This window comes from Bacillus sp. TH22 (assembly GCF_016651015.1).
GTDB lineage: Bacteria > Bacillota > Bacilli > Bacillales > Bacillaceae_G > Bacillus_A > Bacillus_A mycoides.
The window spans coordinates 4,003,054-4,022,298 of record NZ_JAEKER010000001.1 but is presented as its reverse complement, the minus strand read 5'-3'; the positions used below and the strand labels follow the sequence as shown (position 1 = coordinate 4,022,298).

Sequence of the window (19,245 nt, the reverse complement as noted above, 5' to 3'; positions counted from 1 at the left end):
CGCCCTTAAAATAAAGTGAAACTTTAATCAGTGGGGGTTTTGTTCATCCCCCACTGATTATTAGCCTCCACCAATCGGGCGTTTACGGGCAGTTGATCTCCCACCTAGCTTCTTTGCTCCACCTGAATTTTGAGGTGGGAGTTTTACTGCCCGTTAATGCGGGATAAACAGAAATATAAAGTTATAAATATTGCCTCTTCAACATGAAGAGGCAATATTTATTAATAGTTATTATCGCTACCAAAGAAATCTTTGAACGATTGAATTGTTGTATCACGGTTTAATGCTGCAATTGAAGTTGTTAATGGAATACCTTTCGGACATGATTGCACACAGTTTTGAGAGTTACCACAGTTTGCAAGTCCTCCATCACCCATAATTGCACGTAAGCGATCTGCTTTATGCATTTCACCAGTTGGATGCGAGTTAAATAAACGCGCTTGTGAAAGCGGTGCTGGTCCAATAAAGTCAGACTTACTGTTTACGTTCGGACATGACTCTAAGCAAACACCACATGTCATACATTTCGAAAGTTCATATGCCCATTGACGCTTTTTCTCTGGCATTCTTGGACCTGGCCCTAGGTCGTACGTACCGTCGATTGGAATCCAAGCTTTAACCCGTTTTAACGCGTTAAACATACGGCTACGGTCAACTTGTAAATCACGTACAATCGGGAATGTCTTCATCGGCTTTAAGCGAATTGGTTGCTCTAACTGGTCAATAAGAGCTGTACATGATTGACGTGGTTTTCCGTTAATCACCATCGAACAAGCACCACATACTTCTTCTAAACAGTTCATATCCCATGCAATCGGAGTCGTCTGGTTTCCTTTTGAATCGACAGGATTACGGCGAATTTCCATAAGCGCCGAAATAATATTCATATTAGGACGATATGGAATTTCAAACTCTTGGTCAAACTCTTGTGCATCTGGTCCATCTTGTCTCGTAATGATGAGGCGGATTGTTTTCTCAGACATGTTGCTTATCCCCCTTCTCTTCACCCTTAGCAGCTACATCGTGTTTTGAGGAATAATCACGTTTACGTGGTTTAATTAATGAAACATCCACTTCTTCGTAATGGAATGCTGGTGCCTTTCCTTCTCCCTCAAATTTCGCCATCGTAGTTTTTAAGAAGTTTGCATCATCACGATTTGGGAATTCTGGTTTGTAATGCGCTCCGCGGCTTTCATTACGGTTATATGCGCCAATTGTAATAACACGTGCTAACTCGAACATATTTGCAAGTTGGCGTGTAAATGAAGCACCCTGGTTACTCCATCTAGCTGTATCGTTAATGTTAATGCGTTTGTAACGCGCCATTAACTCTTCAATTTTCGCATCAGTTTCTAGTAACTTTTTATTTTCACGAACTACTGTAACGTTATCTGTCATCCATTCTCCAAGCTCTTTATGAAGAACATATGCATTTTCGTTACCATCAAGCATTAAAATATTGTTAAATTTCTCTGTTTCGATTAATTCATTTTGCTCATATACAGTAGATGAAACAGCATCAGATGATTTAGAAAGACCTTTCATATACTCAATTGCGTTCGGTCCTGCTACCATACCACCGTAAATTGCTGATAATAATGAGTTCGCACCAAGGCGGTTACCACCGTGCATAGAATAATCACACTCACCTGCTGCAAATAAACCTGGAATACTTGTCATTTGCTTATAATCAACCCATAATCCGCCCATTGAATAGTGAACTGCTGGGAAGATTTTCATTGGTAGTTTACGAGGATCATCACCTGTAAATTTCTCATAGATTTCAATAATTCCACCAAGTTTAATATCTAGTTCTTTCGGATCTTTATGAGAAAGATCTAAGTACACCATGTTTTCACCGTTAATACCTAGTTTTTGCTCTACGCAAACATCAAAGATTTCACGCGTTGCAATATCACGAGGTACAAGGTTTCCGTAAGCTGGATATTTTTCTTCTAAGAAGTACCATGGCTTACCATCTTTATACGTCCAAACACGTCCACCTTCACCACGTGCAGATTCACTCATAAGACGTAACTTATCGTCTCCAGGAATTGCCGTTGGATGAATTTGAATGAACTCACCGTTCGCATAATATGCACCTTGTTGATATACAGCAGACGCTGCTGTACCTGTATTAATAATAGAGTTTGTTGATTTTCCAAAGATGATACCAGGGCCCCCTGTTGCCATAATCACGGCATCAGCTTGGAAACTTTTTATCTCCATAGTTTGTAAGTCTTGCGCGACGATTCCTCGGCACACACCTTCATCATCTACAACAGCTCGTAAGAAATCCCAACCTTCATATTTCGTTACAAGTCCTGCTACTTCATGACGACGTACTTGCTCATCTAATGCATATAGTAATTGTTGACCAGTTGTTGCGCCAGCAAATGCTGTACGGTGATGTTGTGTTCCACCGAAACGACGGAAATCCAGAAGTCCTTCTTCCGTACGGTTGAACATAACACCCATGCGATCCATTAAATGAATAATACCAGGTGCTGCATCACACATCGCTTTAACTGGTGGTTGGTTCGCTAAGAAGTCCCCACCATAAATTGTATCGTCAAAGTGGATCCATGGAGAATCCCCTTCACCTTTTGTATTTACGGCACCGTTAATTCCACCTTGGGCACATACAGAATGTGAACGTTTTACTGGTACTAAAGAAAATAGTTCAACATTTACTCCTGCTTCTGCCGCTTTAATCGTTGCCATTAAGCCGGCCAAGCCACCGCCGACTACTATAAGTTTCCCTTTCATGCTCTCCCACTCCTTACTGGTTTGCTAGCTGTGGATCGATGAACGCTAATAATGCACTCACACCTACATAAGATAGACCTAAGAAAATAGCTAATGTTACATAAGTAGAGATTCTTTGTGAACGTGGAGATACTGTAATTCCCCAGCTTATACAGAATGTCCATAGTCCATTTGCAAAGTGGAAAATTGTTGAAACAACACCAACTAAATAGAAACCAAACATAAATGGGTTGTTTAAAATATCTGCCATCATATCATAGTTTACCTCTTTACCTAACAATGCTTGAATACGAGTTTCCCAGACGTGCCAAGAAATGAAGATCAGCGTAACGATACCTGAAATTCGTTGGAAGACGAACATCCAGTTACGGAAATAGCCGTAAGATACCGCATTGTTCTTAGCTGTAAATGCAATATATAAGCCATATATAGCATGGTACAGTATAGGTAAAAAGATGATGAAAATTTCTAGCGCATACCGGAATGGAAGGAGCTCCATAAAGCCTGCAGCTTTGTTAAAAGCCTCTGCTCCCCTTGTTGCAAAGTTGTTTACAATTAAATGTTGCGTCAAAAAGACACCAACCGGAATGACCCCCATTAATGAGTGCCACTTACGAAACGTATACTCGCGGCCTTTCATGTCCCCATTACCCCCTTGAATGTTTGACTGCTGTTTTCAGATTAATTTACAACAATAATGTTTTTTCACTATTGGCATAAGAAAAACTGAAAAAATTATTCGAAATATTTCAGCATAATTTGATAACAAGTTCATTTTACCCCTATTTTTGTCGAAGCGTCAAGAAAACGTATACATAATTTGCACATAATTTGCATATAATTTGCCAATTCTTTTTTTTTCTTATATATTCAGATTTCCCCAAAGAAAAATCTATTTTTATAAATGAAAAATGTTATATAATAATCCCTATAGAAAGAGGGGAATATTGTGAGCAAAAATACAATCGATATAACATCTTTAGAAGATGTTTCATTGAACGCCTTCGCTTATGAATTGCTACGTGAAGAATTACTACCTGATTTAATTGGTAACGATTTAGATGGTATTTTATACTGGGCTGGTAGAAACCTTGCGAGAAAATATCCGCTAGAAACAATTGAAGAAGTCATTCAGTTTTTTGAAAAAGCTGGTTGGGGCACTTTAAGTATCATTGAACATAAACGTCGTGAAATGCAGTTTCAACTTAAAGGTACACTTATTACTGAGCGTCAAAAACAAAAAAGACATTCATCTTATCAATTAGAAGCTGGATTTATCGCCGAGCAAATTCAAAGACAAAGAAACGTCGTTGCAGAGTCCTATGAGGAACAGAAAAAGCGTTCAGACTCTATTACATTTCTTGTTAAATGGGATATAAAAGATCTCATTGAAGTGTAGCATCTACTTACAGTCAACTAGACATATAAGTTTAGTTGACTTTTTTGTATATTCATTCAGATGAGTTTATTTTAAATCTTCAGAAATTATACCAAAAAACAGAAGACGTTGTAAACTACAACGTCTTCTTATCTGTTAAATAAGTATATATCATCTCTGCAACATTTTTCGGCATACCTGCTTCGACAAATTCAGCTATGGAAGCTTCTTTCATCTTTTTTAACGAGCCAAAATGTTTTAACAATACCTTTTTTCGTTTATCGCCGATTCCTGGAATATCATCCAATGCTGATTGAATGACCGATTTCCCGTGCAACTGGCGATGGAATGTAATTGCAAATCTATGCACTTCATCTTGAATGCGTTGCAATAAATAAAATTCTTGGCTATTCCTCTCAAGCATCACAGGTTCAGGTGGATCTCCAATAATTAAATGGGAGGTTTTATGTTTGTCATCTTTTACAAGCCCTGCCATCGGAATATATAAACCGAGTTCGTTCTCCAGAACATCACTTGTAGCGGCCAGATGGCCTTTTCCACCATCAATAATGATTAAATCTGGTAAAGGTAAATTCTCTTTAAGCGCCCTCGTATAACGGCGTCTTACAACTTCCCTCATAGATTCGTAATCATCAGGACCTTGAACCGTTTTAATTTTATATTTCCGATATTCTTTCTTCGCTGGTTTCCCATCGATAAAAGCAATCATTGCTGAAACAGGATTTGTTCCTTGAATATTTGAATTATCAAACGCTTCAATACGATATGGTGTTTCAATCCCTAGTTGCTTCCCTAGATTATCAACAGCTTTAATCGTCCGTTCTTCATCACGTTCAATTAAGTGAAATTTCTCTTCTAGTGCAATTTTTGCATTTTTATTTGCTAATTCTACAAGATCTTTTTTCTTTCCACGCTTCGGCTGTGTCGCTTCAACTTCTAAAAAGCGCTCTACTAATTCTGAATCTATACTTCCTGGAACAACAATTTCCTTCGGCTTGAAATGACTACTGTTTTCATAAAATTGACCGATAAAAGTTAAAAATCCCTCTTCTGGTTCATCATAAATCGGGAACATAGAAACATCACGTTCAATTAGCTTTCCTTTTCGAACGAAGAAAACTTGAACACACATCCACCCTTTATCAACTGCATATCCAAACACATCACGATCCACTAAATCACTCATAATCATCTTTTGCTTTTCCATAATTGCATCAATATGAGCAATTTGATCTCGCAACTCTTTCGCCCGTTCAAATTCTAGCTTTTCTGAAGCCTCATACATCTTCGTTTCTAATTCTGAACGAATTTCTTTATGCCCACCGTTTAAGAATTTAATAATTTCATCAACAATTTCTTTGTTTTGCTCATCCGTTACTTCTTTCACACAAGGTGCTAAACATTGACCCATATGATAATACAAGCAAACTTTATCTGGCATATTTGAACATTTACGAAGTGGATACATACGATCTAATAATTTCTTTGTTTCATGTGCCGATTGCGCATTTGGATAAGGCCCAAAGTACTTTCCTTTATCCTTTTTTACATTGCGCGTAATGAGTAAGCGCGGCTGTTTTTCAGCTGTAATTTTAATGAAAGGATATGTTTTATCATCTTTTAATTGAATATTATATTTTGGATCATATTTTTTTATTAAATTTAACTCTAAAATAAGAGCCTCCAAATTTGAGGAAGTCACAATATATTCAAAATCAACAATTTCTCCAACAAGCCGAAGTGTTTTCCCATCATGCGAACCAGTAAAGTACGAGCGCACACGATTTTTGAGTACCTTTGCTTTTCCGACATATATAACCGTTCCCTGCTTATCCTTCATTAAATAACAACCAGGTTGATCGGGCAAAATTGCTAACTTCTCTTTTAAATGCTCGTGCACTCGTCTCCCTCCATTTCTACATGCTTATGCTTATCATTTTTATTTTCACATAAAGTGAAACTTTAATCAGTGGGGGTTTTGTTCATCCCCCGCTGATTATTAGCCTTCACCAATCGGGCGTTTACGGGCAGTTGATCTCCCACCTAACTTCTTTGCTCCACCTGAATTTTGAGGTGGGAGTTTTACTGCCCGTTAATGCGGGATAAAAACATACTATGCCAAAACACCCAACATACGTTCTTTTATTGTAACGGAAAGGTTGTAAAAAAGAAAATAAAAAAAGCTACCAAATGGTAGCTTCTTTATTTTAGAAGTGTTTAGAAACTAATTCTACTAACGCTTCTTTCGGTTTATATCCTAACGCTTGATCAACCACTTTACCGTCTTTTAATACGAAAAGAGCTGGAATGCTCATTACTTCGAATTGACGAGCAGTTTCTTGGTTTTCATCAACGTCCACTTTTACTACTTTTACTTTCTCGCCTAACTCTGAATCGATTTCCTCTAATACAGGAGCGATCATTTTACAAGGTCCGCACCAAGGCGCCCAGAAATCTAATAGTACAACACCTTCGCTAGTTTCAGCTGCGAAGCTTTGGTCATTTGCATTTATAATTGCCATTTTATTTCCTCCTTCAAGTATATTCTACCAAGAGTATATCATTAACTTTTATACGTGGCGAATATTATGTATCGTTATGTATTGTAACAAAAAAATGTTCCTTTATACTATATAAAAATATGGATGAAATACTAAAAAGATGAGAGACAGGGGATCTCTCACCTTTTTCTATATATAGGGGTACTTCACTTGGAACTCAAGGGTACTCAAATCATGAATGTACTTTTAACTTTTTAAACTCTTCTGTTAAAAGAGGTAATACTTCAAACAGATCACCGACAATACCATAGTCAGCTACTTTGAAGATACTAGCTTCTGGATCTTTATTAATCGCAACGATTATTTTTGAATTAGACATACCAGCTAAATGCTGAATTGCACCAGAAATCCCGCATGCAATGTATAGGTCTGGTGTAACAACTTTACCTGTTTGACCAATTTGTAATGAATAATCACAGTACTCTGCATCACAAGCACCACGAGATGCTCCAACAGCGCCGCCTAGTACGTCAGCTAATTCTTTTAACGGTTTAAATCCTTCTTCACTCTTCACACCACGTCCACCAGCTATAATAACTTTCGCTTCAGAAAGATCAACACCTTCTGCAGTTTTACGGACAACATCTTGAATGATTGTACGTAAATCTTTCACATCAACTGTAATAGAAGACACGTCAGCTGTGCGAGACTCGTCTTTTTCAAGAGTTGCAATATTATTTGGACGCACTGTCGCAAATAATATACCATCTGTTACAATCTTCTTCTCAAATGCTTTACCAGAGTAAATCGGACGAGTGAAGATAACATTTCCACCTTCAACTTCTAAAGCCGTTACGTCAGAAATTAAACCAGCTTCTAATTTCGCTGCTAATTTTGGTGATAAATCTTTACCAAGTGCCGTATGTCCAAATACAATGCCTTCTGGCTTTTCTTCAGCATATACAGCTAAAAACGCTTGTGCATATCCATCAGATGTATATGATTTTAATTTATCATTTTCAACTGTCACAACGCGATCTGCACCGTAATGAATCAATTCATTTGCAAAAGAGGCAACGCTGTCTCCAACTAGAAGACCTACCACTTCACCGCCTTCTGCAATTGTTTTTGCTGCTGCTACCGCTTCAAACGAAACGTTACGTAGCGATCCATCACGAACTTCACCCATTACTAATACTTTACGAGCCATAGATTTTCCCTCCTGCATATATAATTTCGTATTTTATTAGATTACTTTCGCTTCTGTATGGAGCAACGATACAAGTTCTTTTACTTGATCTTGCAGCTCGCCTTGTAACACTTTTCCTGCATCTTTCTTAGGAGGCAAATAGATTTCAATTGTTTTTGTTTTTGCTTCCACATCATCTTCTTCTAAATCTAAATCATCTAATTCTACTTCTTCTAGTGGCTTCTTCTTCGCTTTCATAATACCTGGAAGTGATGGATAACGCGGTTCATTTAAACCTTGTTGCGCTGTTACTAGAAGAGGTAATGATGATTCAATTACTTCTGTATCCCCTTCAACATCACGCTCAATCTTCACATTTGTACCATCAATTTCAAGCTTCGTAATCGTCGTTACGTATGGGATATTTAACGCTTCAGCTACTCGTGGACCAACTTGTCCAGATGCACCGTCAATCGCAACGTTCCCGCCTAAAATTAAATCGATTTCTTTATCTTTTAAATATTCAGCGAGCACTTTTGCTGTTGTAAATTGGTCACCATTCTCAACATCATCTTCAATGTTAATTAGTACCGCTTTATCGCAGCCCATCGCTAATGCTGTGCGAAGTTCTTTTTCACTATCCTCGCCACCAACTGTTATAACAGTAACTTCTCCACCTTGTGCATCTCTTACTTGAATCGCTTCTTCAATCGCATATTCATCGTAAGGGTTGATGATGAATTCCGCTTCGCCATCGTAAATTGCACCGTTTTTAATTACGATTTTTTCTTCTGTATCAAATGTTCGTTTCATGAGTACGTAGATGTTCATTCCATTTACCCCCTTATTTTTCAGAAAGATTCTATCAATTTTAAAATTCTGTTAATTTTTATTAAAAAAATAATTAGACTACCTACCACTAAATGAAGGCTTACGCTTTTCTAAAAACGCTGCTACGCCTTCTCTTCCATCTTCACTCGTAAATACTTCACCAAAAATCTGTGATTCACGCTGTACACCTTCATAATAATGAGACGATTTTGTCGTTTGTAATAACTCTAGCACAGCACGAGTTGTTGCTGGGCTTTTTCCAGCAATCTGTTTTGCAATTTTAAGCGTATCTTCTAAAATGGATTCTTCAGAAAACACTCCGTTAACAAGTCCCCATTGTAATGCTTCTGCACCAGTAATTGGTGTACTTGTTAACATCATTTCACAAGCTTTCGCTTTACCAACATAACGTGGTAAGCGCTGTGTACCTGCAAAACCAGGAATTAATCCAAGTGTTAATTCAGGTAAACCAAGCTTTGTACTTTCAGTTACAAAGCGCATGTGGCAAGACATAGCAAACTCAAGGCCGCCGCCAAGTGCCGCTCCATGAATTGCCGCAATAACTGGTTTTGAGCATTTTTCAACACGCTCAAACGTAACTTGTCCAAGCTGTGCTAACTCTGTTGCTTGCTTCGCTTCAGTAACAGATGTAAATTCTTTAATATCTGCCCCTGCTGAGAAGAAGCGTCCTTCACCATGTAAAACAACAACACGAATGTTATCATCCTTTTCCACTTGATCGATTAATTCAGTAACGTCATGCATAACTTGTGAAGACATCGCATTAGCTGGCGCATGATTTAACGTCGCCACCGCGATATGATCTTCAACTTTTACAGATAGGAATTTCAACATGATCCCTCCCATTATTGACGATAACCACAAGCTGCAATAAGTAGCCCATGTACCGTTTTTGAAAGTGCGACCAGATCATACTTATGATCGCTCATTACCCAATTGGTCACAACTTCATCTACTGTTCCAAAGATCATTTGTCTTGCCACGCGAACGTTTAAATCCGCCTGAAATTCACCTTGCTTTATACCTGTCTCTAAAATCTCATCCATAACTTGTAAGTAGCCTTTTAATACTTCATTTATTTTAAGGCGCAAGTCTTGATTGGACTGCCTTAGCTCTAATTGCGTAACGATAGCAAGAGGATCATTTTGTGACAACAGCAAGAAGTGCGTTTCTACCAACATGAATAACTTCGCTACAGCGCTTTCAATTCCTGCTATTTTTTGACGAATTGTTTCAACAAATTCTCCCATCTTCTCTTGGAATAAGGATATTAATATATCTTCTTTATTTTTAAAATATAAATAAATCGTGCCATCAGCTACCCCAGCTTGCTTTGCAATTTTAGAAACTTGCGCTTGATGGTATCCATTCTCCGCAATCACAATGACTGCAGCATCAATAATCTGATTGTATTTCGGTCTATTTTTCTTCACTTTACTGTCCCCTTCAAGAAGATGACTGAATGAATAGTCATTCATATTCTTATAATACTGACTATTTAGAAAAGTGTCAATCCTATTTTTTCAAAAAGAAAGGGCCTTAGCCCGTTTGCTCATCCTCATTCTTTCTCTTCTCTTCATCTATTAGGACACGGCGTAAAATTTTTCCGACTGTCGTCTTCGGCAACTCACTTCTAAACTCATATACCTTCGGAACTTTGTAAGCTGCTAAATATTTACGTGCAAACTGATCTAATTCTTCTTCAGAACACTCAGTTCCTTCTTTCAAAACAACAAACGCTTTTACAGTTTCCCCTCGATACGGATCAGGAACACCGATTGTTACCACTTCTTGCACCTTTTCGTGTTCATATAAAACTTCTTCTATTTCACGAGGATATACGTTAAAGCCACTAGCAACGATCATATCTTTCTTACGATCTTTCACATAGAAAAAGCCATCCTCATCCATGTATCCTACATCACCTGTATGGAGCCAGCCATCTTGCAGTACAGCTGCCGTTTCTTCTGGCTTATTCCAATACCCTTTCATAATTTGTGGGCCCTTTACAACAATTTCACCAATTTCACCTGGAGGTAATGACTCTCCTGTTTCAAGTGACATGATGATTGCCTCTGTATCCGGCCACGGTACCCCAATACTTCCCGGCACACGCTTTTCCCACAAAAAATTCCCATGTGTAACTGGTGATGACTCCGTTAATCCATAACCCTCTACTAATTTACCACCTGTAACTCTCTCAAACTCCTCCTGCACTTCTACAGGAAGCGGTGCAGAACCACTAATACAAGCCTGAATTGAAGAAATATCATATTCTTTTAAAAGAGGACTATTTAATAGAGCAATATAAATGGTTGGTGCTCCTGGAAATAGTGTAACTTTATGTTTCTTAATTGCTTCAAAAACCATTTTCATATCAAACTTCGGAATAAGCACCATTTTATATCCTTGCATAATACTTAAATTCATTACAGCTGTCATCCCGTACACATGAAAAAACGGAAGAACACCAAGAATTACCTCTTCTCCTTCTTTACAATTATATAACCAATGCGCTCCCATTAAAGTGTTCGAAACGAGGTTTTTATGCGTTAACATAACCCCTTTTGGAAACCCTGTCGTTCCCCCTGTATACTGCAAAAGGGCTAGATCATTTTCAGGATCACATGGAACTTCAACATCAGCATTACTTTCTCTTTCTACCGATTTCCAAAGATGAATCGTTTCGCTTTCCGACACATTCACAACAAGATTTGCCTGCTTTTTTTGTACAAATGGATAAAGTAAATTTTTAGGGAATGGTAAAAAATCTGCAATACGGGTTACGATAATATGCTCAAGCTTTGTTGCAGTTTGAACATTAGTAACTCTCGGAAACACTAAATCCAGACAAAGAATAGCTTTTGCCCCTGAGTCATGAAGTTGGTACTCAAGCTCTCTTTCTGTATAAAGAGGATTCGTTTGTACAACAATCCCCCCCGCAAGCAAAGTACCATAATAACCAATTACAGATTGCGGACAATTCGGTAACATAATCGCAACTCTATCGCCTTTTTCAATACCAAGCCTTTGAAGGTAATTCGCAAATTTCTTTACCTTGTCATGGAAATCTGAAAATGTAACATCTTTCCCTAAAAAGTGAAGCGCTTTCTTTTCTGGATAACGAGCAGCCACTTTCTCTAAATATCCATGAAGTGGCTGAATATCATATGAAATCGTACCTGGAATTTCATCTGGATAGCTCTGCAACCAAGGTTTTTCCACTCTCATTCCCCCTTCCAATACTTGTGAAAATAAATGAATGTTCATTCATGATGGTTGTTTTCATTATATTATAGTCGTAACATCGTTACAATCATAATATTCTGACTTTTTTATAACTATGCTTTACTTCCTTAACTTCTTATTATATGTAGAAACTCTCCTAATTTTAAAAGAATAAGAGAGTTCACGTTACTTAGCTTAATCTTATAATCGTTAAAACTGCACCAGGTGTAGTCGTTGATAATGTGGCAACAGCTAACAATCCAAACAACTGCAAACTAATTGCACTACCCGCTGCCAAAGTTGTAATAATTGTCGCACTAAATGAAGTCGTTGCTAATGCGGGAGAATTGATAGTCCCAGCAAGCGGTGCACCATTAATTGTAATTCGCGAACTAACTAATAATGAAGCCGTTATATTAATTGTATATGAAATATAATAATTCCCCGCATTTGCGGCCGTAAATACAGTGTTCCCCCCCGACACTGTAATTCCCGGACCGATATTCTGATTATTTGGAAGTGGGACATTTGTTCCACCAAGAAGCACTGATATTGCCGCTCCTGATGTATTATTCGCAAATGCATACGTTGCCGTGATACTTGTACCTGTTACTCCCGTCGCTCCTGTTTCACCTGTTGCTCCCGTTGCTCCTGTTGCTCCTGTTGCTCCTGTTGCTCCCGTTGCTCCCGTTGCTCCTGTTGCTCCTGTTGCTCCTGTTGCTCCTGTTGCTCCTGTTGCTCCTGTTGGGCCTGTTGGGCCTGTTGAGCCTGTTGGACCTGTCGCTCCTGTTGCTCCCGTTACTCCTGTCGCTCCCGTTGCTCCCGTTACTCCCGTTGCTCCTGTTGCTCCCGTTGCTCCCGTTGCTCCCGTTATTCCCGTTGCTCCTGTTGCTCCCGTTGCTCCTGTTGCTCCCGTTGCTCCCGTTGCTCCCGTTGCTCCCGTTGCTCCCGTTGCTCCCGTTGAACCTGTCGCTCCTGTATCACCTGTCGCTCCTGTTAGACCTGTTGGACCGAGCTTAGGAACTGTCCCATCGCAACTAAAACAGCACGAATCAACATGTAAACCATTTTGATTATTACATCCACAATATCCATTTGCATTATTACTCCATAAAGACATGTTGACCCTCCTTCGTGTTCGATCTTTTAAGTAAGCCCACTAATTAAAAATATCTTTCTAATAAAAATCAGTTTTTATTTTCCTTATCGACTACCCGCTCTGGAACAAACCTTTTATAAACAAAGTTTTTTTCCTTACATTCTAATAAATATTACATGCAATACGCTCTCCTTTCGCTTGTACTTTTGCCTTCCTCATTAAAGGAATTTCAGCTCCTTCAACCTTGATACACGTATGCATTTCAATACGATATATTAAAATCCGTATAAATCATTATTTTTAGTCAAAACTTTAAAAAAATATTGACACTTAAAACGCCCTCATAGTATGATTTTGGTGTTGTAATTGATAACGATTTTCAATATCGTACATATTGCAAATAAAACATTTTATTTGGGGGCAGAAGATGAAGAAAATTTTCAGTATTTTCATAGTAGTTCTTCTATTCGCTGTTGGATGCGGGCAGCAAAAAGAGGAGAAAAAAGAAACAAAAGCGGACAATAAAAATCAAGCTATAACAATTAAACACGCTGAAGGGGAAACGAAGTTAGATAAACCAGCGAAAAAAGTTGTTGTACTTGAGTGGGTATATTCAGAAGACTTATTAGCGCTTGGTGTTCAGCCAGTAGGGATGGCAGACATTAAGAATTATAATAAATGGGTAAATACAGCAACAAAACCAGGTAAAGATGTTGTCGATGTAGGAACACGTCAACAACCAAACTTAGAAGAAATTAGCCGTCTAAAACCAGATTTAATTATCACAGCTTCATTCCGTAGTAAAGCTATTAAAAACGAATTAGAGCAAATCGCTCCTACAGTTATGTTCGATCCATCAACAAGCAATAACGATCACTTTGCTGAAATGACAGAGACATTTAAACAAATTGCAAAAGCAGTTGGAAAAGAAGAAGAAGGTAAAAAAGTATTAGCTGATATGGATAAAACATTTGCAGATGCAAAAGCGAAAATTGACAAAGCAGACTTAAAAGATAAAAACATCGCAATGGTACAAGCATTTACAGCTAAAAACGTACCAACATTCCGTATATTGACTGACAATTCTACAGCTTTACAAGTTACAAAAAAATTAGGTTTAACAAACACTTTTGAAGCTGGGAAATCAGAGGCAGATGGTTTCAAACAAACAACTGTAGAATCATTACAAAGTGTACAAAATTCAAACTTCATTTACATTGTAGCGGATGATGATAACATTTTTGACACGCAACTAAAAGGTAACCCTGCTTGGGAAGGGTTAAATTTCAAAAAAGAAGACAAAATGTATAAATTAAAAGGCGACACTTGGATTTTCGGTGGTCCTGAGTCTGCAAAATCTTTAGCAACACAAGTAGCAGATGTAATGACAGCGAAGAAGTGATTACACGATGAATAGCTTACAACATACACTTCGAGCAAGTCTTGTATTCGGAGGAGGAGCAGCTCTCTTGCTCCTCCTTTTCTTTATTCATATCGGACAAGGGCAAGCAAACATTTCCTATAGTATGATTATTGATGCTCTTATCTCACCGAACCAATCACTAGAGCATCAAACTTTAATCATGCTTCGATTACCTAGAGCTGTAATTGCCATTTTAGCTGGAGGTGCTCTTGCTGCATCTGGGGTTATTTTACAAACATTAACGAAAAATCCACTTGCTGAATCCAGTACAATGGGTATTCACTCTGGCGCATATTTCTTTCTAGTAGCGGCTACAATTTTCTTACCGAAAGGTCTGCAAATTAATTCACTTCTTTTCACATTTATCGGCGGTGCTATTACTGCTTTATTTGTATACCGTATTTCTGGTGGGAAAAAGGGAACCCCACTTAGAATGGCACTAGCTGGTATGGTCGTTACATTAATGCTTTCTGCCTTTACCGGAACGATGCAGCTTTTCTATGAAAATGAAACAGCTGGTTTATTTTTATGGGGAGCTGGATCTCTTATTCAAAATAACTGGGATGGCGTTCAATTTGCTTTTCCATTTATCATTATTTCTTTCCTAGTTTTACTATTTATGTCTCGTAAACTCAACATCCTCTTACTTGGTGATGATGTTGCTGTTTCTCTTGGTGAAAAAACAGCAGTAACACGTCTTATCGCCTTCATTGCTGCGATCTTTTTAACAGCAGTAATTGTAACTGTTGTTGGACCAATTGGATTTGTCGGCTTAGTTGCACCACATTTAATGCGTCTTATTGGCTACCGTCAACACTTTACTCTCCTTCTCTCTTCTTTCTTATGGGGAGCTGTACTATTACTTGGAGCTGATGTCGTTGGTAGACTAATAGATCCAACTGGGGCTGAACTTCCTGTCGGAGCAGTCACAGCAATGATTGGATCACCTTGGCTTATTTATTTAGTGTATCGAATGATGAAATCGAAACAATATATGAATGATAACGGCGCAAATGCAGCTGGAGCTAGTTCTCGCTATTACTCTTATAAAAAGGTAATCATTATCTCTATCACACTTTGCATTGTGACGATTGCTCTTGGTGTTACAATCGGTAGTAACGCTTATATCGAAAGTATTACAAATGTTATATCAGGACAATTAACACAATTTGATAAAAATATGATGATGAACCTTCGTTTACCAAGAATGCTCGTTGCTGCTATCGCTGGAGCATGCCTTGCGATAAGCGGACTTGTTTTCCAAGGTATATTACGAAACCCACTTGCCGATCCTTCTATTATTGGTATTTCATCGGGAGCAGGTGTTGGCGCTTTAACTATTATGTATGTCTTCCCTGCACTTCCTGGTTTCTTCCTACCAATTGGTGCGTTTATTGGTGGACTACTTGCAGTTGGAATTGTCCTCTTCTTCTCATGGAAATCAGGATTTAGTCCAACAGCTCTTGCTTTAATAGGAATTGGCATTTCAGCGCTCGGCTCAGCGATTATTCAAATCTTTATCGTTAGAGCAAATTTGAATGTTGCTGCGGCCTTAACATGGTTGTCAGGCAGTACGTATGCAAGAGGATGGAATCACTTAGAAAATATCATTCTATATCCATCTCTTATTCTTATACCAATTATCTTTTTCTTAATGAAACAACTTGACGTTCTTGTACTTGGAGATGATTTAGCAACCGGACTCGGGCAGCCTGTAAATAAAACGCGTCTTGCTCTAATTGTGTTAGCGACACTACTTGCATCTGTAAATATCGCAGCTGTCGGTACGATTGCCTTTCTAGGTCTTGTTGCACCTCACTTAGCACGAATCGTCGTTGGTATGAATCATCAAAGACTATTCGTTTGTTCAGCACTATTTGGAGCAATCCTTCTTTCCATTGCTGATTTACTCGGACGAACAATTGCATATCCGAAAGAAATCCCTTCTGGCCTTGTCGTTGCTGTACTTGGAGCACCTTATTTCTTATGGTTGATGAGGAAGAGTGGGAAGAAGGTTGGTTAAAAAAAGAGGCTTCTTAATATGAGAAGCCTCTTTTTTATTCGTTCTGATAGGTTAAAAGGAAACTATCTTTTTTTCACGAATGTAACCTATAAACATAACTAGGAGGGATAAATATGTACCAAACTATTGAAGGTTTTCTACAATCATGGACATACGAGGCTGAGTCTACTCAAAAGATGCTCGATGTATTAACTGATGAATCTTTATCACAGGAAATTGCACCTGGGCACTGGACTTTAGGGAGAGTCGCTTGGCATATCGTTACAGCACTTCCTGTTATGCTATCAGGGACAGGGCTTAAGTTTGAAGGAGAAACGAAAGATTATCCTGTACCAACTTCAGCAAAAACAATTGCAGATGGGTATCGCAAAGTGAATACGGCTTTTATTGAAGCACTTCAAAGTGAGTGGACTGATGAAGACTTAACTACTATTAATAACTTCTTTGGTCGTCCTATGCCGAATTCTATATTTTTAATGACACTCATCAATCATCAAAATCACCACCGCGGACAGATGACTGTTTTAATGCGTCAAGCTGGCTTAACAGTCCCTGGTGTATATGGTCCTGCAAAAGAAGAATGGGCTGCTACTGGAATGGAAGCTCCCAAAATGTAACGACAGAAAAAGACAAGGTGTTTATGCACCTTGTCTTTTTCTGCAACTTGTTTCATGTGAAACTATTTTCTACTAAATGGTATTTTATGAGAAAATACGTTAAGATAAATTCATATTAATTGGAGGGAACTAAATTGAATACAAAAAACAAAAAAATAACAATAAGAACTCTCTTACTAACTTCTATCATTGGAGTTATCGGTGTATCTCTTTATTTCACAAGTTATGGTACCCCTTGGGGAAAACAAACAGCAATTGCTGAATCAAAAGAGTATATTACAAAATACTTTAATCTAGATGCAAAAGTCAAAAATACTTCTTACGATTCTAAAATAGATAGCTATGCAATCTCCTTTGAAACAAATGAAGATGGAGAGTTTACTATCGAATATAAAGGTCCAAATAACTTTAACATTTCTCCAGGAGTTCAAGAATATTTAAGTAAACACTACAAATATACAGAGTAGTAATGAAGCATACATATACAAAAAAGAGTTGGTGTAACGCCAACTCTTTTTTACTTATTCTTTTCACACTGTTACGTCTTCTCTTTCAATGTTTTTAATTCCGTAATAAGCAATCGCCATACCGATCACTGCAAATGTGAATTGAAGGGGGAGAAACGTCGCTATAGGAAATATTGGCTGGTTATTAAGTGCAATTGACACAACGATAAGAGATGCAACGATTGTAGTTGGTACCGAACGTTTACGCATTCCAAAATATAGAGGGATTAAACTCATTCCAGCAGTGGCAATGGCTAAAGGAACAAGGTTTATCCCTTCTTGCGTCAATTGATCTACTGTGAATGAATTAGGAAGAATTGAAAAATAGCTATCTATCCCAAAGAAAACTCCTACTACTAAAATGTTAGATAAAATAACTGTTATAAATGTTACTATCGCTGTAATAGCCAACTTACTAACCATCATTTTCTTGCGGTTAATTGGATAAGAAAACATGAGTAATATTGTTTTGTTTTTATATTCATCAATTATCAACTTTGCTATTAGCACACCACCAAAAACAACAAATGTCGCTCTTACTAACGCACTAGCCATCAACAAAATTATCTGTGGATCCCTTATTTCTGGATCAGCTTCTACTGGAGCAACGATGCTCGTAGAGATCATTAATGCTAGTATAGCGATATTTGCAATAACTGCTCCTTTCACATACCATCCGAGTTTAAACTTCTTCAGTTCTAGCTTCATAAGACGTAGCATGATAGTCCTCCTTTCATTTAAATTTTAATCGATATAAATTACCCCTGTTTCACTTAAAATCTCCACTTTGTTTTTTGCATCACCAATAGTTCCTTCTTTTATCTTTTCTGTATTTTTATCTTTCTTAAGTCCGTTTACATTCACCATTATGTCAGCCGAATTACTTTTAGCCGTAAGCTTTAAAGAAGCCGGAACACCTTTATACCTTACGCCAATATCTCCTGATTTTGTTTCTACAAATAATGATTTTCCTTCTTTCATATCTTTCAGTAATACTTCCCCAGATGTTGAAGTGATGTTCATATTTGAGTTACTTACATTTGTTATATAGTTATCACCAGTCGTAGACTTTATATTTAACTCTTGTACTGAACTATCTTTTAGAACTAACTCTCCACTTTGCGATATGAATTCACCTTTCTCTGCGGATAGTCCTACAATCATTTCATCTCCAGACTTGCTTTTTGTGACGATATGTTTCACTGCTATATCGCTTATTTTCACATCACCAGATTTATTATTTAATACAATTTTATCTATTTCTTTCTTCGGAATAAATATAGAAATGATATTCTTCTTCCTAAACGTAAAACCATTAACGAATCCGTTCATCTTCTGTTCTTGCTTAATCATCATTTTATTTCCGTCATTTTCTATTTTAACGGGATCTATCTCTTTATCTAATCGTTGGCCTTGAGCCGAAATTACTATTTTGTTAGCGTCTGTACTTTTAAATTCAATATCCCAGTTTTCATTGTCCACTTCTATTTCTTTTATATTATTTATCTCAAAAGACTTTTTTTTCTTAAAATCTTTCCCCTGCAATGTCTTAAAACCAAAAACCACACTAGCAATTGTAATCAATAAAATTGCAATTACTATTATTTTTTTCACTATTCATACCCCAGTTCGTTGTTGT

The 19,245-nt window shown here is 37.7% G+C and carries 18 protein-coding genes; 5 read left to right on the top strand and 13 right to left on the bottom strand.

The features are described from left to right. Nucleotides 1-221: 221 nt before the first annotated feature. Genes sdhB through sdhC form a run of 3 tightly spaced genes read right to left on the bottom strand, consistent with a single transcriptional unit; the run spans nt 222 to nt 3,409 of the window. Nucleotides 222-983: a succinate dehydrogenase iron-sulfur subunit gene (gene sdhB / locus JFU18_RS20495; protein ID WP_002088861.1), complete on the bottom strand. Its 762-nt coding sequence runs from the start codon at nt 981-983 to the stop codon at nt 222-224. Continuing rightward, entirely contained in the window at nt 976-2,769 is a 1,794-nt protein-coding gene (gene sdhA, locus JFU18_RS20490) for a succinate dehydrogenase flavoprotein subunit (protein ID WP_002034228.1), read from the bottom strand. Before sdhA ends, sdhB begins: the two co-directional genes overlap by 8 nt. A 13-nt stretch (nt 2,770-2,782) precedes the next feature. Next, on the bottom strand, nt 2,783-3,409 hold the full coding sequence (gene sdhC, locus JFU18_RS20485; RefSeq protein WP_002015407.1) for a succinate dehydrogenase cytochrome B558: 627 nt from the start codon (nt 3,407-3,409) through the stop codon (nt 2,783-2,785). A gap of 309 nt (nt 3,410-3,718) precedes the next feature. On the opposite strand from sdhC, the gene JFU18_RS20480 reads away from it, so the two are divergent. After that, nucleotides 3,719-4,168 carry a YslB family protein gene (locus JFU18_RS20480; protein ID WP_002015405.1) on the top strand — a complete coding sequence of 150 codons (450 nt, stop codon included), beginning with the start codon at nt 3,719-3,721 and terminating at the stop codon, nt 4,166-4,168. A gap of 115 nt (nt 4,169-4,283) precedes the next feature. Here JFU18_RS20480 and uvrC read toward each other — a convergent pair whose 3' ends face one another. From uvrC to JFU18_RS20440, 8 genes are all read right to left on the bottom strand, one after another. Beyond that, the gene (gene uvrC / locus JFU18_RS20475) at nt 4,284-6,068 is read right to left on the bottom strand and encodes an excinuclease ABC subunit C (protein WP_002088863.1); all 1,785 of its coding nucleotides are present in this window, start codon (nt 6,066-6,068) and stop codon (nt 4,284-4,286) included. Nucleotides 6,069-6,375: 307 nt separating this feature from the next. Beyond that, nucleotides 6,376-6,690, bottom strand: coding sequence for a thioredoxin (trxA, locus tag JFU18_RS20470; RefSeq protein ID WP_000974757.1), 315 nt, complete (start codon nt 6,688-6,690; stop codon nt 6,376-6,378). Nucleotides 6,691-6,901: 211 nt separating this feature from the next. Continuing rightward, a complete protein-coding gene (etfA, locus tag JFU18_RS20465) occupies nt 6,902-7,879 on the bottom strand; it encodes an electron transfer flavoprotein subunit alpha (protein WP_002015402.1) in 978 nt (325 codons plus the stop codon). Between the two features lie 36 nt (nt 7,880-7,915). Continuing rightward, nucleotides 7,916-8,689, bottom strand: coding sequence for an electron transfer flavoprotein subunit beta (gene etfB, locus JFU18_RS20460; RefSeq protein ID WP_002088867.1), 774 nt, complete (start codon nt 8,687-8,689; stop codon nt 7,916-7,918). A 78-nt stretch (nt 8,690-8,767) separates the two neighbouring features. Continuing rightward, on the bottom strand, nt 8,768-9,544 hold the full coding sequence (locus JFU18_RS20455) for an enoyl-CoA hydratase (protein WP_002088868.1): 777 nt from the start codon (nt 9,542-9,544) through the stop codon (nt 8,768-8,770). Between the two features lie 11 nt (nt 9,545-9,555). Then, the gene (locus JFU18_RS20450; protein ID WP_012261773.1) at nt 9,556-10,143 is read right to left on the bottom strand and encodes a fatty acid metabolism transcriptional regulator FadR; all 588 of its coding nucleotides are present in this window, start codon (nt 10,141-10,143) and stop codon (nt 9,556-9,558) included. A gap of 106 nt (nt 10,144-10,249) precedes the next feature. Beyond that, the gene (locus JFU18_RS20445; protein WP_201034358.1) at nt 10,250-11,935 is read right to left on the bottom strand and encodes a long-chain-fatty-acid--CoA ligase; all 1,686 of its coding nucleotides are present in this window, start codon (nt 11,933-11,935) and stop codon (nt 10,250-10,252) included. 193 nt (nt 11,936-12,128) lie between these two features. Beyond that, a complete protein-coding gene (locus JFU18_RS20440; RefSeq protein WP_201034359.1) occupies nt 12,129-13,058 on the bottom strand; it encodes a BclA C-terminal domain-containing protein in 930 nt (309 codons plus the stop codon). Nucleotides 13,059-13,464: 406 nt separating this feature from the next. Here JFU18_RS20440 and JFU18_RS20435 point away from each other — a divergent pair, with 406 nt between their 5' ends. The 4 genes from JFU18_RS20435 to JFU18_RS20420 all read left to right on the top strand — a co-directional run bounded on the left by JFU18_RS20435 (nt 13,465) and on the right by JFU18_RS20420 (nt 17,567). Then, nucleotides 13,465-14,439, top strand: coding sequence for an ABC transporter substrate-binding protein (locus tag JFU18_RS20435; RefSeq protein ID WP_002143295.1), 975 nt, complete (start codon nt 13,465-13,467; stop codon nt 14,437-14,439). Nucleotides 14,440-14,446: 7 nt separating this feature from the next. Continuing rightward, nucleotides 14,447-16,483, top strand: a complete 2,037-nt coding sequence (fhuB, locus tag JFU18_RS20430) for a Fe(3+)-hydroxamate ABC transporter permease FhuB (RefSeq protein ID WP_088293454.1) — start codon at nt 14,447-14,449, stop codon at nt 16,481-16,483. A gap of 113 nt (nt 16,484-16,596) precedes the next feature. Then, on the top strand, nt 16,597-17,100 hold the full coding sequence (locus JFU18_RS20425) for a DinB family protein (protein ID WP_201031858.1): 504 nt from the start codon (nt 16,597-16,599) through the stop codon (nt 17,098-17,100). A gap of 134 nt (nt 17,101-17,234) precedes the next feature. Then, nucleotides 17,235-17,567 (top strand): YfjL-like protein, encoded by a 333-nt coding sequence (locus JFU18_RS20420; protein ID WP_003191665.1) that lies wholly within the window; start codon nt 17,235-17,237, stop codon nt 17,565-17,567. Nucleotides 17,568-17,630: 63 nt separating this feature from the next. Here JFU18_RS20420 and JFU18_RS20415 read toward each other — a convergent pair whose 3' ends face one another. Together JFU18_RS20415 and JFU18_RS20410 are read right to left on the bottom strand one after the other, a co-directional pair. After that, complete coding sequence (locus JFU18_RS20415) at nt 17,631-18,326, bottom strand: ABC transporter permease (RefSeq protein ID WP_137056845.1); 696 nt, start codon at nt 18,324-18,326, stop codon at nt 17,631-17,633. Between the two features lie 24 nt (nt 18,327-18,350). Further along, nucleotides 18,351-19,220, bottom strand: coding sequence for a DUF4097 family beta strand repeat-containing protein (locus tag JFU18_RS20410; RefSeq protein WP_201031859.1), 870 nt, complete (start codon nt 19,218-19,220; stop codon nt 18,351-18,353). Nucleotides 19,221-19,245 lie beyond the last annotated feature (25 nt).

What these genes read in the sequence shown, in the direction of transcription:
- sdhB (WP_002088861.1), bottom strand. Translation starts at nt 983, where the DNA reads ATGTCTGAGAAAACAATCCGCCTCATCATTACGAGACAAGATGGACCA.
- sdhA (WP_002034228.1), bottom strand. Translation starts at nt 2,769, where the DNA reads ATGAAAGGGAAACTTATAGTAGTCGGCGGTGGCTTGGCCGGCTTAATG.
- sdhC (WP_002015407.1), bottom strand. Translation starts at nt 3,409, where the DNA reads ATGAAAGGCCGCGAGTATACGTTTCGTAAGTGGCACTCATTAATGGGG.
- trxA (WP_000974757.1), bottom strand. Translation starts at nt 6,690, where the DNA reads ATGGCAATTATAAATGCAAATGACCAAAGCTTCGCAGCTGAAACTAGC.
- etfA (WP_002015402.1), bottom strand. Translation starts at nt 7,879, where the DNA reads ATGGCTCGTAAAGTATTAGTAATGGGTGAAGTTCGTGATGGATCGCTA.
- etfB (WP_002088867.1), bottom strand. Translation starts at nt 8,689, where the DNA reads ATGAACATCTACGTACTCATGAAACGAACATTTGATACAGAAGAAAAA.
- JFU18_RS20455 (WP_002088868.1), bottom strand. Translation starts at nt 9,544, where the DNA reads ATGTTGAAATTCCTATCTGTAAAAGTTGAAGATCATATCGCGGTGGCG.
- JFU18_RS20440 (WP_201034359.1), bottom strand. Translation starts at nt 13,058, where the DNA reads ATGTCTTTATGGAGTAATAATGCAAATGGATATTGTGGATGTAATAAT.
- JFU18_RS20435 (WP_002143295.1), top strand. Translation starts at nt 13,465, where the DNA reads ATGAAGAAAATTTTCAGTATTTTCATAGTAGTTCTTCTATTCGCTGTT.
- fhuB (WP_088293454.1), top strand. Translation starts at nt 14,447, where the DNA reads ATGAATAGCTTACAACATACACTTCGAGCAAGTCTTGTATTCGGAGGA.
- JFU18_RS20425 (WP_201031858.1), top strand. Translation starts at nt 16,597, where the DNA reads ATGTACCAAACTATTGAAGGTTTTCTACAATCATGGACATACGAGGCT.
- JFU18_RS20415 (WP_137056845.1), bottom strand. Translation starts at nt 18,326, where the DNA reads ATGCTACGTCTTATGAAGCTAGAACTGAAGAAGTTTAAACTCGGATGG.